This window comes from Paenibacillus sp. FSL R7-0210, assembly GCF_038009085.1.
GTDB lineage: Bacteria > Bacillota > Bacilli > Paenibacillales > Paenibacillaceae > Paenibacillus_AQ > Paenibacillus_AQ silagei.
Genome location: NZ_JBBPAR010000001.1, coordinates 4,661,926 through 4,675,990, shown reverse-complemented (window position 1 = coordinate 4,675,990; position 14,065 = coordinate 4,661,926). Strand labels below are relative to the sequence as shown.

Sequence of the window (14,065 nt, the reverse complement as noted above, 5' to 3'; positions counted from 1 at the left end):
AGCCTTGGAAACGACGATAAATGAAATTGAAAGTATTTTACCGTTGACACCTACACAGGAAGGAATATTATATCATTCTCTGCGGAGCGGCAACCCGGAAACGTACTTCGAACAATGCAGCGTTATGGTAAAAGGAGAAGTAAACTTAAAGATATTCGAGGAAAGTCTAAATTATTTAATCCATCGGCACCAGGTGCTTCGCAACATATTTGTTTATGAGAACGTAGAGGATTTCCTGCAGATTACACTGGAGCAAAGAATAGCCCGCGTCGCCTGTCATGACTTCTCGCACTTGGAATTGGAGGAACAGAGCGCATACATTGAGCGCTTAAAGGCAGCAGATCGGACACGGGGGTTCAAATTACAGGAAGACCTGTTAATCAGGGCAACACTGGTGAAACTTGGGCAGAACCGCTATATGATGATCTGGTCTTACCACCACATTATTTTGGACGGCTGGTCAATGGGGATTCTGTTCAATGAGTTTCTTGTTGTTTATCAATCCTTGTCCCAATGTAAGCAGCCAAGCTTGGACGAAGCTGTACCGTTCGGAACATTCGTGAAGTGGGTGGAGGAACAAAAAGACTATAAAACGAGTTCATTGTTCTGGAAAGGATATCTTGACGGCTTAAAAGTGACGACAGGCTTACCCGCGCTGCTAAAGCAAAAAAAATCCGGGTTTCTTCAGAAGCAATTTGAATTCAGTTTGGGTGAAGAATGGACGAATTGGTTGATTGTATTTGCCAAAGACAACAAAATATCCATAAGCAACTTGATTCAAGCCCTGTGGGGAATACTTTTGTCCCGCTACAACAGTACAAACGATGTATTGTTCGGCTTGGTTGTTTCCGGTAGAAATCCCGCCGTGGAGGGAATCGAAAAAATGCCGGGACTGTTTGTAAACACGGTTCCGTTGCGAATGAATATTCCGAAAGGAATTCCCTTCAGCAATCTGCTTAAACAAATACAAAAAGAGTCGATTGAAACAACTGCTTATAGTCATTACCCATTGAATTCTATACAGGCTATGAGCCCGCTTCAGAAGGAACTGTTCGATAATATCTTGGTCATTCAGAATTATCCCATCAACGAGAATATAAGAGCTGGCAGTGAAGAGAGCGGGCTTCCTTTTGAAATTGAAGAGACTCATATGACCGGCCAGACTAATTACAACTGCACTGTAACGGTTCCGATTATGAAGGATGGAATAACCTTTCATTTCAGATACAATGCAAATGTTTATCAGCCGGAATTTATCGAATCGATCTCTTGTCATCTACGAAGTCTGATCCAGCAAGTATTGGACAAACCGGAAATGCCGGTGGAACATATGGAGATATCGTCTCTGCAGCAGCATCTCATCCCGTATAGCTTCAATAATGTCAGCAATCATTACTATACACAGAACATCCATCAAATATTTGAGCAACAGGCAGAACTATCAGCAAGTACCGCTGCGGTCGTCTTTGATAATAAGACATTTAATTATAACGAGATTAACCGTCACGCGAATAGGCTTGCCCGGTATTTAAGAGACAGGGGGGTTGGACCGGAACGTGTTGTTGCATTACTACTGGAGCCTTCTGTTGATATGATTGTGGGCGTTTTAGGCGTTTTAAAAGCAGGGGGGGCCTATCTTCCTATTGACCCTGAATTGCCGGAAGCAAGAATTAAGTATTTTTTGCAGGATAGCCAGACTGCCTTGGTATTGACGAACATGGATGAAGTCCCGCCCGGAATTGATCAAGATGTGATCAACCTTGCCGACATTAAATACGAAGATTATGACGATGTTAATTTGCTCCCGCTGGCAGAACGAAACCACATGGCTTATCTCATCTATACCTCGGGTTCAACCGGAACTCCAAAAGGAGTTGTAATTGAACATCAAGCGGTTGTCAATTTTATTGAGGGGATGAATGAGAAGATTGATTTTGTTTCCCAGCAGACCATATTATGTTCTTCTAATTTTTCTTTTGATATTTTTGTAATGGAGACACTTCTGCCTTTATGTATAGGCATGACGGTTGTCATCGCCTCGAAGGAGGAGCAAAAAAATCCAAGGCTGCTGGCTCAATTAATTGGAAATGAACGAATTAAAATACTGCAATTCACCCCGTCTAAGCTGAAGCTTATACTAAGCGACAATATATCAGCCCCTGTCTTACAAAAGGTGAATATTGTGATAACCGGCGGAGAGCCGCTGTCACCTCCGCTGCTGCAGCAGCTTAGGGAGAATACCAGAGCAAGAGTATACAACGTTTACGGCCCTACCGAATGCACTGTATATGCAACAGTGGAAGATATGACAGATAAGGACGATGTCACAATTGGCGGCCCGATCACAAATATGCAGATTTATATTATGGACCACAATATGTGTCTGCAGCCGCCGATGGTGTACGGAGAGTTATATATCTCGGGTACCGGACTGGCCAGAGGATATACGCAACCCGGCTTAACCACTGATCGGTTCGTATACAGCAGACATTCCCAAGATATCAGAATCTATAAAACCGGGGATATCGCAAGATGGGGGATGAATGGTGAGCTGGAAATAGCGGGGCGAATGGATGACCAGATCAAGATACGCGGTTACAGAATAGAACTCGGAGAAATTGAAAATGTCATGTTGGGCCTGCCTGGAATTACAAATGCTGTTGCAGTTGTGACCGATGACGATAATGAACATTCTCAAATCGTAGCGTTCTATATTTCGGGTACTTCCGTGACCCCTTCAGAACTAAGGGAGCGGCTGGAGCAGCTGCTTCCGCAATATATGATTCCTGGGCAGTTTTTTAAGGTAGACCAGCTTCCTCTAACTGCTAATGAAAAGATTCATAAAAATGTCCTTGCCCAAATGGCCCGGGAGCTTGCAACCAGCGTGATTGCCATGGAACAGGAGGACATGTCCTATTTGGAGGATGAGGACTTTATGAACATTCGGCAGATATTAGTGGATATTCTGAGCGTTGAGCCAGAGCTGGTGAAGCCGAAGGTACTCCTGAATGATCTGGGCATGTATTCACTGGAATACATCAAGCTGATCGTGATTATCGAACAAATTACGGATATTGCCTTTGACGACGGAGAGCTAGCGGGTGACCATTTAAGTACGGTTGAAGATCTGGTTACGTTTATGAAATCCAAGAAACAACTCCAATCCATTAGTGAAAGAGATGATGACCTATGAATAAAACGGTATGGTTTGACGGAAGAGAAATTGAAGCTGCAAGCAATCTTTGGCCGTTGCTGTTCAGCCAGCGGTTTGAATATGCAATCGTTCAGCGGAGCGCCTTGGGAATATTGAAAGCTCCCAGCAAATTAAAATTTATTGTGGAGTGCCGGAATGAAGAGGACTGCGAGGACCTTAGCATGGAGGTCATTATCATGTCCAGAAACAGGGTACTGTTGGAATCCAAAAAAGCAGAGGGCTATGTCACTGCATTTATTCAACAAATTGGAAATCAAGAGGAAATGGACAGCGCCTGGCAAGCCGGAATGAAGCATGACTTTTTGATCGCAGAATTTAAGGATGTTACCAACATCCCCTTGGAGCTGTTAATCGCCCGTCTTCAACAGACCGACACGAAAATTCTTAAGGCGGTGGATAGCGCACAGGATGCGGAAATTGCATTCGGTGTAATGGAAGTGGGATGTCATGGTGTAGTTCTAGAAACGAAAGAGGCTGCCGAATTGGTGAAAATGAATGAATTACTCGGTAAACAGGAACAAGGCAAGTTGAATCTAGTCAAAGGTGTCGTTAGAAGTATAGAACACATTGGTATGGGGTACAGAGCTTGTGTAGATACCACCAGTCTGATGACGCAAATTGAGGGCATGATCATCGGCTCTACTTCAAGAGGAGGGCTATTGGTCAGTTCGGAGACCCATTATCTTCCCTATATGGAGCTAAGGCCGTTCCGTGTCAATGCGGGAGCCATTCATTCATATATTTGGACTCCGCAGGGGATGACCGAATATTTGGCTAACCTGAAGGCTGGCAGTAGAGTGCTATGTGTGGATGTAGAAGGGAATACGAGGGAAGTATCTGTTGGCAGAGTGAAAACGGAAATGAGACCTTTAATAAAAATTGAGGTTGATGCCGGGAATGAGGTTATCAATACAATTGTACAGGATGATTGGCATATCCGCATTTTAGGATTTAATGGAGAACCCTATAACGCTTCGACATTGAAGCCAGGGGATGAATTGGCGGCTTATATTTGTTCGGGAGGCCGGCATGTCGGGATTAAAATTGATGAGCACTTTGAAGAGAAATAATCCAATACTGCTGTATCTTCAGAGAGAGGTGGTTGGAAAATGAACGGAAAGCAAATTAGATTGCAAAGATTAATTCCATCAGATGGTAAACTATGTATAGTTCCTTTGGATCATGGTGTAACCAATGGGCCATTGCAAGGCCTGGAGAATATCGCACATATGCTTACACAAGTGGATGAGGGAGGGGCTGATGCAGTCGTGATGCACAAAGGCCTCCTCCGGCAAGTATTGACATTGCCAAAACCGTTGCGCTGCAGATTGTTGATTCATTTATCTGCCTCAACCGTACTGAATCCGGCACAAGGAGCCAAGGTGCTTGTTGCGACAGTAGAAGAGGCGGTAAAGCTGGGGGCAGATGGGATATCCATGCATGTGAATCTTGGAGTGGAATATGAGCCCCGGATGTTGGAGGATTTAGGCAGGGTGGCATATTCCTGTGAGGAATGGGGGATGCCGCTTTTAGTCATGATATATGCGAAAAATGGCGGTGCAGATACCCCTGCACATGCGGCCAGAGTTGCACAAGAGCTGGGGGCAGATATTGTCAAGATTGAATATCCGGGTTCAAGGGAAGCGGTTATGAAAATTACGAATAGTGTTCACATTCCAGTCATAGTAGCTGGAGGAATAAAGCAACCCGTAATTGAATTATTACAAATGGTGGAAAATTCCTTGGCTGGGGGAGCTTCGGGAATTGCAATGGGACGGAACATCTTCCAGCATCCGAATCCCAAATCGGTAACGCAAACGTTAAGCAGGCTTATTCACCGGGAATACGAATATAAGGACTGTTTATTTCGCATTGAGACGGAGGAACTCGATGAATCGCCAAGATATTTTAGATAAGCTGAGAGATTTGCCGGGTCTGGAGTTGGACGCCGAAGATACATTGTATTGCGATAAGAAAATTGTCATGGACTCTCTTGCATTTCTTAAACTCATGACACTTATTGAACAAACCTTTCACATCAGTATCGATGATGAAGACTGGGCAAGGGGCGGTTTTGCATCCGTCAGCAGCTTGCTTGACAGCATCCAAAAAAAACAGTCGGGGGAGGAGCCTGAATGACGTTCAGTTTTCTTCACAGTCATGCTTGCAACAGGCCGGACCATACCGCCATCAAATATCAAGGAAAGGAATGGACATACCGGTCCTTAATCCAGGAGATTACCCGAGTAATGAATGATATGGCGGATAAGGGCATCGGCAGAACGGATAAAATTCTGTTATATCTCCCCAATAGCATTGATTTTGTTGTCCACTACTTTGCAAGCACCGGTATCGGAGCGATACCGGTGCTTGCAGATATTAAATATCAGCAAGAAATGAAACATATTTTTGCTGAGAACCAATTGAAGTGCATTATCGGAAATGGACAGAGTCTGGAGCATTTACGGCAATATGTAGATCTAAGCGATGAGATTATCATTGATGTCAATTCACGGCTCCAGCCTGACGCTACCGGATTTAGCCCTGATTCACCGGAAGCCAACGCCTTGGAGGTGCCCAGTCAGGACGATATCGCGCTGATTCTGTATACTTCAGGGTCAACAGGATATCCCAAAGGAATCGTCAATACCTACCGTACGCTGAACGAAGCATTGTCCAACTATTTGGGAACGCTTCCGTTTACGTCTGATGATATATTTGTAGGAGTTACCCCTTTTTTCCATTCCTATGCGTTTGGCTCTTGTTTCCTGTCGTGTTTGGCTATTGGGGGGACTTTATTGTTGTATGACACCTTTATTCCTAGACCAATCCTTAAGGCTATAGAGGAGGAGAAAGCGACGGTTTTTCAAGGGGTTCCATTCATGTATCATCTGTTAATCCAACAGCTGGAATCCCGTACATATGATTTGTCATCATTAAGGTTATGCATTTCAGCAGGTGCTCCAATCAAGGAGATGGAGGCGGCCGAATTCTACAAGCAGACAGGTCATGTTATCCATCAGGAATATGGAAGCACTGAAACAGGTACTATGGCCGTGAATTTAAGTCCCGATATGAAGCTTAATATTGAATCTGTCGGAAAGCCGCTGTTTAATGTTGAGATACGGATTACGGATGAAGGAAGCGGAGAGGGACAGCTATTCGTCCGTAAAAAAGGGCATGCTTACGGGTACTTAAACGATGCTCCTTTCGAAGACGATTGGTGGCCTACAGGTGATTTTGGAAAAATGGATCGTGAGGGCAATATCTTCATTCTGGGAAGGCTCAAGAAGATGATTAATGTCGCCGGGCTTAAAGTCAATCCGCAAGAGGTGGAAGCGGTGCTAGCGGCACATCCCGGGGTGGCTGATGTGATGGTAGGCGGCCTCCTGCATCCCGAATTTGGAGAAATTGTAGCGGCATATCTAATCCCCCATCCGGCTGCCAATGTTACACAAGAAGAGATTATGCAGTATTGTTACGAGAAACTGGCCTTATACAAAGCACCAAGGGTAGTCTATTTCGTTAATGAGATTACAAAGACCAGTCTTGGCAAGAGCGTACAGCTCAACAATGAGCGACTTATCTCAAGTAGCATTAAGGAGTCCGAACTGAAATGACCGATAATTTCCAGCAAGATACCCGCAATTTTTGTTTTCTTGCCAACGTAAGGAATTATCTCCAGTTCCACGGCTTAAATGTGTCAGAGGATTGGCTGGGGGGCATTCTGGGGCTGGTTGGCTTCCGCATTAATCAAGATGTCCGGGGAGCAGACTATTTATTTGGATTTAATGGTGATTTTCAGGAGCTGTTTATAAGATTCGAAGCTTTATTCACGCATAAGCTTACCCGCATAGATGTCCCGGTGATCCAGGACCTGGAACAGATGAGAAGGACTCCATACCTCATATGGGTCAATGACTTCTATCTGGAGTATTCTCCAAACTACGGTGTGAAGGATTGCGGCAGGATCGTAGTTTTCCTTCATCTTTCGGAGGAACGGTTTACTTATTACGACAACGGCATCAGAGAGCTGGATACGGATATTTTTGCAAAAGCGGCGGGATTCGGAGATGGACTGGTTACCTTATACACTTTTGACGGCTTACCGGTGTGGAAGGAAGACCGGTACCTTATGGAGAGGAGGGGACTGCTCGGTGCGGTAAAGCATATGAATATGACATCACACGGGGACATGCTGTTGGGTTATGACGGGTTGAATAAGCTTTGTGAGACGATACGGACACATACGGGGGAAGAGCAGATCTACCCAATCTATTTTCAACTTCAAAGACCCGGAGGACTGGCGCAAAGCAGGCTGCTCATGAGCAGATTTATAGCCGAGATAAAAAGAGAACGGGATATTTACGGCGATAGTGAAGACGAAGAGTTTCATGATTTATCGGAACAGTGGAGAATGATCGCTAATTTGCTGTTTAAACTAAGCCATACCATGGAAGAGGATTTAAGAGCCAGAATCATAGAGCGGGTTATGCATGCCGTTCAGTCGGAGAGAAAAGCCTTTGCCGGGTTAGAGCAGCTTGCCACTCGGCTATGATAAAAACGCATTAAAAAAGTCATTTATACGAGGTGAAGCATGGATCAGAAATCTTTGATGCGGTACGTGGACTCTCTGATGCAAGATACGATCGACCAACACTCGCCTGGAGCTGCGGTTGTAGTGTATGTGGACCGCGAACCCGTTCTTATCCAAGGGTACGGGGCAGCCAATCTGGAGTATGAGATGCCTATTCAAGGCCGTACGGTTTTTGACTCCGGTTCTTTGGCAAAGCAATTTACCGCATATGCGGTTTCATTATTAATTGAACGAAATATGCTGTCCCTCGGCGAGGACATTCGCACCTATCTGCCGGAATTTCCGGAATCAAGCGGTAAAATTACCGTCGGTCATTTGTTGTACCACACCAGCGGGTTGCAGGAATGGGGCGATATCCTGCAGATTGCCGGTTGGCGCTTTGGGGACGAAATTACAATGGATGATGTGAGAGCGCTGATTCCCCGCATGAACTCTCGCAATTTTGCGCCAGGAGAGCAATTCGAATATGTCAACACTGGATACACGCTGTTGGCGGAGATCATATCCAGAATTGCGGGTGAGCCTTTTCATCAATGGATGGACAGGAATGTGTTTGGCAGTATCGGAATGAAGCATTCTTTCTTCAATGATGATTTGTATAAGGTTGTTCCGGGTATGGCGTATTCTTATCGGCTGGCAGACCGCGGAACGTATGCGAAGTGCAGGGACTATTTGCGCGTGGCTGGTTCAAGCAGCCTATACACCACCATTGAGGATTTGGGGCAATGGCTCGGCCATCTCCTTGACGGAGGAAGCGTTGTGGAGCGAATGGCCGTACCGGGCCAACTGGCAGATGGGTCTGTAACCAATTATGCCTTCGGTCTGTTTCTCGGCCAGCATAACAAGGTACAGGTGCTGGAACACGGCGGGAAGTACGCAGGCTACAGAAGCGCACTTAGCTTTATTCCAGAGAAACGCATTGGCGTCGCGCTGCTTAGCAATCTCGATTCGTTGAAGGAATGGGATATTGTAAGAGGGATTATAGAGTTTCTCTTAAATGACAGTGAGGAAGAGCAGGTGGCGGCTCAATCCGGCCAGCCCTTGCGGTCTGTCCAGCATGTACCGGATCAAGAGATTTCGGGCCATTACCTCATCTGCGAAGGACATGTTGCGGTTATTGGCATTGAGGACGGACAAGTTTTCTGGAAAATAACAGGCGGGCCCAAGTTCGAACTGGTTCCGCATTTGCAGGACAATTTCATAGATCAAGACGGTGATCCTGTTGTATTTTATCGGAACGGGGATAACCGGATAGACAGTATGACACTTATTTGGTGCGGCGAAGAGAAGCGGGTGCAGAAGATTGTGCCTGTATCCGATGGGGTTGAGGCCTATGCAGGTGTGTATTATAACAGCGGGCTGAACGTTGCTTACCGAATGATCGTACGGGAGAAAGAGCTTTACGCGGAGCATATGAAGCATGGAAGTATGGAATTGTTTCATTATCAGAGGGATCACTTTTCCGGGGAACACTACTGGTTCAGGTCTGTCCAATTTGTTAGGGAGAATGACCAAGTGATCGGGTGCATTGTATCCTCTGCCATCCAAGCTAAAAATATATACTTTACTAGAATAGACAGGTCCATATTGTTGTGAGCGTAAACGGCAGGCTCTTTCTCTGAAGAGGGAAATCCTTCTTCGGAAGAGAAGGAGCTGATTGCTTTACGGGAAGAGAACTAGCAAAAGGAAGATGGGATAAGCGATGCATTGTGCACATCTTTCAATCGAAATATGAAAAAGGGATTCCTTTCTAAATCTGCATCATGCCTACAACACCATATTTGGGAGATGATTTAACAGTGAAGAGCGTTATTCTGCCGATGTATGAACCCAAACTAAATACCTTCAACGTATATGCTGCATTATTTTCAATTATTGCGAAAGATGAAAGCTATCTTCCCTGGTATTATAGTAATTTTATATCATTAGGAATTAATACTTGTGATGATACTTTGTATTTTACTGATCATTTCACTTTTTTTGAGTATGGGGATGGATTAAGCTCATGTCCGTGGCTAGAGGTTTATAAGCCGCCACATAAAACAATTTACTATGAGTACATATTTCGGATTAAGGATACTTTAATTGGTTATTTAAACCAAAATAAGTATGTGTGGCTCTATTTGGATCAGTTTTATATTCCCCAAAGCAACTCTTATCAGAAAATTCATAAAGAACATTCTATACTTGTCTATGGGTATGATGATGAAGCAAATATATTTTATATAGCTGATAATTTAGACAACGGTAAGTTTATAAAAACAATGATTTCATATCAACAACTGATAGAAGCCTGGGAAAGCGATATTTGCGAACACTTTCGAAGATTGTTTCGAGTAATTAATTTTAAAGAAGGCGAATATAAACTTAACACCACACATCTCAAAAATCAAATAGAAGGTTATTTATCATCGAACATTATCAATAATGGAGTCTACTGGGACCAAAATCCCATTGATGGGCCTCATGCTTATGCGCAGAATATAAAATATTGGATATTTGGCCATGAAGTTTATAGCTATATGCGGCAACTCATCAAGCAAGTAAAAGAGACAAAAGATACTAAAAATTTGGATATACGAATTCCCCACCTTCTATGGGAACATAAGAAGTGTATGGTTGAACGAATCAATTATCTAAACTTAAGAGTGTACGATTTTTATAGTGATTATGAGAAAATTGTAAATAGTTCATTAAATATCCGGAACCTGACTATAAAATATAATATGACTAAAAATGATAGTATCCTAGACAAAATAGACACTATTATTAGTGAAGTTGTAAATACCGAAGAAATTGCATTAAGAAAACTGGTGAAATTACTATAGCGGACTGTTAGCTATCCTCACGAATTGTGCGATATGCTTGTGTTTATTTGATCATACGAAGGTTGTCTATTTGATAGAGATAAAAAAATATAAGGGTGGTGCTTAGCAGTATGATTAAAAAGTTGCCGTTGGGTGAGTCACCAATTATAGGTTATCAACATCACGCATACCCGTTATCAATAAGTTCACTGCATCCGTCATTTTACGATTGGTTTTATTGCAACTATATTCAACTCTACTGTAATAACGATACTCCTCAATTTAATTTAAACTTTTATGAATTTTCGAGACTGAATCCTAAGTCGCCTCTATTGGAAGAAATGTATTTACCGAAAACTTTTATATTCAAATACGCTGACCCAATGAGGTTTCTCATCGATTCCATAAGTAACGATCATTATATTGTTACGTTTGTTGATGAGTTTTATATCCCGAATCGGTCGGCATATCGGAAATTTCATAATGTGCATGATATTCTCCTATATGGTTTCGACGAGACGAAAGGAGTTCTAGATGTCGCTGGTTTTAATGCAAAAATGCAGTACGGATATTCGCAAGTCAATTTACGTGACTTCGAGCAAGCTTTTATTGATATAAAAACTTCGGATGGTTATTTAGTCCGATGGGCCAATGGAATGCACTTGTTTCAAGTGAAATTCGAAAAGTCCTTTCATTTTAATTTGAAGATTACTATTGAACTCATGCAGGATTATTTATTATCGCGGAATACTTCGATCAGATTTCGGATGTACGATGATCCATCGGAAAACATATATGGGGTCGATGTATATGATTCCGTTGTACAGTATCTCAGAAAATCAACAGACGAACTGGATATTCGTCCTCTTCATATTATTTACGAACACAAAAAATGCATGGTATCCAGGTTGAAATATTTGCTGGATACATCAACGTTAGACATACCGGAATACTTAATAAATGAATACTGCAAAATCGAACAAGACGCATTGAAAGCCCGTAATATTGGTTTGAAGTATCAGATGAATAAAAATCCAGTAGTGCTGGAGCATATTGTAAACGTTATAGAGGAGGTTCGAGAAAGGGAAATCCGTACTTTATCCGAGGTTATTCAGCTATTGACCGAGATAGTTCCACAATGAGCGGAATTTTTGACGGCAAATTATTTCAGGGCTACGTATGCTAATCCTAGGTGGAATTTCATTCCTAATCTAAATGATTTCGAGGAGATTAATTGTGAAAAAAAACTTTGTATTGGAAAGCCTCCCATCATCTCGTATCCGGTTCATCCCTCTCATTTATCCATTGTGACCGCATGCGAAAATCACGAAGCGTGGCTATATTCGAACTATATTCAAATTGCTTGCCCTCCCGAATTTCCTCAAGAAACAAACAAAGTTATAGATTTTTTTAACTATGACACCAATGCGCCATTTCACAATTACTCTCCTTATGCTATCGAAATGAAAGAAAATGGTTTCTTAATTGAGAAAGATATTGTTGTTGCCATTATTCAGTTTATTGAAAACGGCTATTACATCAAAATATATCTCGATGATTATTTTATACCTTTTCGCAAACGTGTATTTCATCAAAATCATACTCCGCATGAATTGTTTTTATATGGTTATGATTCGGATTTAATGATTTTTCATGTGCTTGGATATGACGAAAAGAGTGGTTTTATTGAAGCCCAAATTACTTTTAATGAATTCAAAGAAGCATTTATGAGTGCAAATCGGCTTATTAGAGTTGATCGGGAAGAATATCATTGGATGCAGTATATTTATCTTTACGCTCCCCAAAATGCCGATCTTGCGTTCGATCTGAAGCAAGTTGTTTCTTTACTAGACGCCTATCTGAATTCCACTTCATTTCAAGAAATGCGGAATGTGTATGAAGCACTTAAAGAATTCTATGACTATCAACTACAATTTCACGATTTTGATATACGCCCTTTTTACTTATTGTGGGAACATAAAAAAGTAATGCTGGACAGAATTGAATATATTTCAAAAAATATATTCAAAAGAGAAGTTGAATACATAGTGGATGCAAAGGATTTACAACGCGATTTTTTGAAACTGCGTAATGTTGTATTGAAAGGAAACTTATTAAAAAAACACATGAAAAACAAATTGTTTTGCAGTATGCTTGATTCTTACGTGAGAAAAGAGATTGTAATTCTCAACAGGCTTTTACATGATCTCTATGTATTCTTATAAGAACAATATCGGAGTAGCGTGATGCCTATATGGCTCTTCAAAACAACGCGACCGGGACCTTGCAAAGCTTTTCATCAGAAGGTTTGAATTAGATTAGTAGATAGATATGGTAAATCTAACTCAGGATAATAGATTAATCACTAAAAGAGGTGGTAACCAGGGCCGAACGGAAGCGATACAACAAACAGGTTAAAGAAGAAGCGGTAAAGAACATTCAAGAACAACGGAAGTCTATGGATGAGATTGCTCTGGAACTAAACATTCCAAAATGGCCACTCGAGAACTGGATTTGCGGTGCGTGAAAAAACCAGGTCGGCCATACGGGCACACCTTCTGCGGCCACAGGCGATGGGGAAATTTAAAGTCCAGACGACCGATTTGAATTACGACTTTCCCATTATTCCAAATTGGCTAAACCAATACTTCGATAAGGCTAAGGCTGAGATTCTTCTTTGAATAAACTTTTACCTGTTAAAATGAGAGTGGTCTAGAGATGAACTAAAATAAGTCACAAGTAAAAAAAGGGACAAATCATAATGACTCGTCCCTTTAAACGTCCTACTGTATGACAAAATAAATTACTTTTACTCTTCTTCGCCCTCATCAGTCTCATTAGCCTCTCCATTTACAGGAATTTTGAACAAGGCAACCTTGATACCTAAACGTTTAATTAGGTTAACATGATGCAAAAGGTTTACTTTACTGAAGTATGGGAGTATTGCCTTGATGTCATTCGGGTTCGTGGAGGAAATAACATAAACTAATGTGCAATCATTATATGGGAGGTTTTCCTGATTAAAGTTCTCGTTTGGGAACTTCACATTCGCTTGCTCTACTACAAAATTTAAATAATCAGATGAATCTTTTAATAAGACCATTGAAACAGAATCATGAGCAAAGAGGTGACTTAGGGTCGCTGAACGTGTTCTTTTCTTTACTCAAACAAAATGTTTATCTTTAGATAGTTGGTCGCAAACTTCAATTTTGCTTCTTGAATTCGCCACCTGAAAGTTCTGTTTATCTAAACATAATTAATAATTCGAATTTTGTCTCTCATTATACTGTCCTTCTTTTTCTTTAGCTTGAATCTCGGTGAGAAAATCCTGATCCAACGAGTATAGATCATCTAATATTATTTCATTTTATAAGAATTATATCATTTATCATACTTTACTTGGCATGTATTGGTATAAAATTGAAAACAAACTAGAGAAACATAGTG

The 14,065-nt window shown here is 41.8% G+C and carries 11 protein-coding genes and 1 pseudogene; 11 read left to right on the top strand and 1 reads right to left on the bottom strand.

Annotated features, from left to right (window positions below):
* Positions 1-4: 4 nt before the first annotated feature.
* From MKY64_RS19890 to MKY64_RS33440, 11 genes are all read left to right on the top strand, one after another.
* The gene (locus MKY64_RS19890) at positions 5-3,193 is read left to right on the top strand and encodes an amino acid adenylation domain-containing protein (protein ID WP_340955268.1); all 3,189 of its coding nucleotides are present in this window, start codon (positions 5-7) and stop codon (positions 3,191-3,193) included.
* Positions 3,190-4,284, top strand: a complete 1,095-nt coding sequence (locus tag MKY64_RS19885; RefSeq protein ID WP_036727821.1) for a 3-dehydroquinate synthase II — start codon at positions 3,190-3,192, stop codon at positions 4,282-4,284. The genes MKY64_RS19890 and MKY64_RS19885 overlap by 4 nt, the downstream gene beginning before the upstream one ends.
* 39 nt (positions 4,285-4,323) lie before the next feature.
* Positions 4,324-5,130: a 2-amino-3,7-dideoxy-D-threo-hept-6-ulosonate synthase gene (locus MKY64_RS19880; RefSeq protein ID WP_340955267.1), complete on the top strand. Its 807-nt coding sequence runs from the start codon at positions 4,324-4,326 to the stop codon at positions 5,128-5,130.
* The gene (locus tag MKY64_RS19875) at positions 5,105-5,353 is read left to right on the top strand and encodes an acyl carrier protein (protein ID WP_036727825.1); all 249 of its coding nucleotides are present in this window, start codon (positions 5,105-5,107) and stop codon (positions 5,351-5,353) included. The genes MKY64_RS19880 and MKY64_RS19875 overlap by 26 nt, the downstream gene beginning before the upstream one ends.
* Positions 5,350-6,834 carry a class I adenylate-forming enzyme family protein gene (locus MKY64_RS19870; RefSeq protein WP_036727827.1) on the top strand — a complete coding sequence of 495 codons (1,485 nt, stop codon included), beginning with the start codon at positions 5,350-5,352 and terminating at the stop codon, positions 6,832-6,834. Before MKY64_RS19875 ends, MKY64_RS19870 begins: the two co-directional genes overlap by 4 nt.
* Positions 6,831-7,772 carry a hypothetical protein gene (locus MKY64_RS19865; RefSeq protein ID WP_340955260.1) on the top strand — a complete coding sequence of 314 codons (942 nt, stop codon included), beginning with the start codon at positions 6,831-6,833 and terminating at the stop codon, positions 7,770-7,772. The genes MKY64_RS19870 and MKY64_RS19865 overlap by 4 nt, the downstream gene beginning before the upstream one ends.
* Positions 7,773-7,811: 39 nt before the next feature.
* Positions 7,812-9,407: a serine hydrolase domain-containing protein gene (locus MKY64_RS19860; protein ID WP_340955258.1), complete on the top strand. Its 1,596-nt coding sequence runs from the start codon at positions 7,812-7,814 to the stop codon at positions 9,405-9,407.
* Positions 9,408-9,610: 203 nt separating this feature from the next.
* The gene (locus MKY64_RS19855) at positions 9,611-10,639 is read left to right on the top strand and encodes a BtrH N-terminal domain-containing protein (protein ID WP_036727833.1); all 1,029 of its coding nucleotides are present in this window, start codon (positions 9,611-9,613) and stop codon (positions 10,637-10,639) included.
* Positions 10,640-10,749: 110 nt separating this feature from the next.
* Complete coding sequence (locus MKY64_RS19850; protein WP_036727835.1) at positions 10,750-11,760, top strand: hypothetical protein; 1,011 nt, start codon at positions 10,750-10,752, stop codon at positions 11,758-11,760.
* Between the two features lie 9 nt (positions 11,761-11,769).
* Positions 11,770-12,843: a hypothetical protein gene (locus MKY64_RS19845; RefSeq protein WP_340955254.1), complete on the top strand. Its 1,074-nt coding sequence runs from the start codon at positions 11,770-11,772 to the stop codon at positions 12,841-12,843.
* A 149-nt stretch (positions 12,844-12,992) separates the two neighbouring features.
* Complete coding sequence (locus MKY64_RS33440; protein WP_155991593.1) at positions 12,993-13,145, top strand: transposase; 153 nt, start codon at positions 12,993-12,995, stop codon at positions 13,143-13,145.
* A gap of 282 nt (positions 13,146-13,427) precedes the next feature.
* Here MKY64_RS33440 and MKY64_RS19840 read toward each other — a convergent pair.
* Positions 13,428-13,769, bottom strand: a pseudogene (locus MKY64_RS19840) (TIGR04141 family sporadically distributed protein); the annotation flags it as partial.
* Positions 13,770-14,065: the final 296 nt, after the last annotated feature.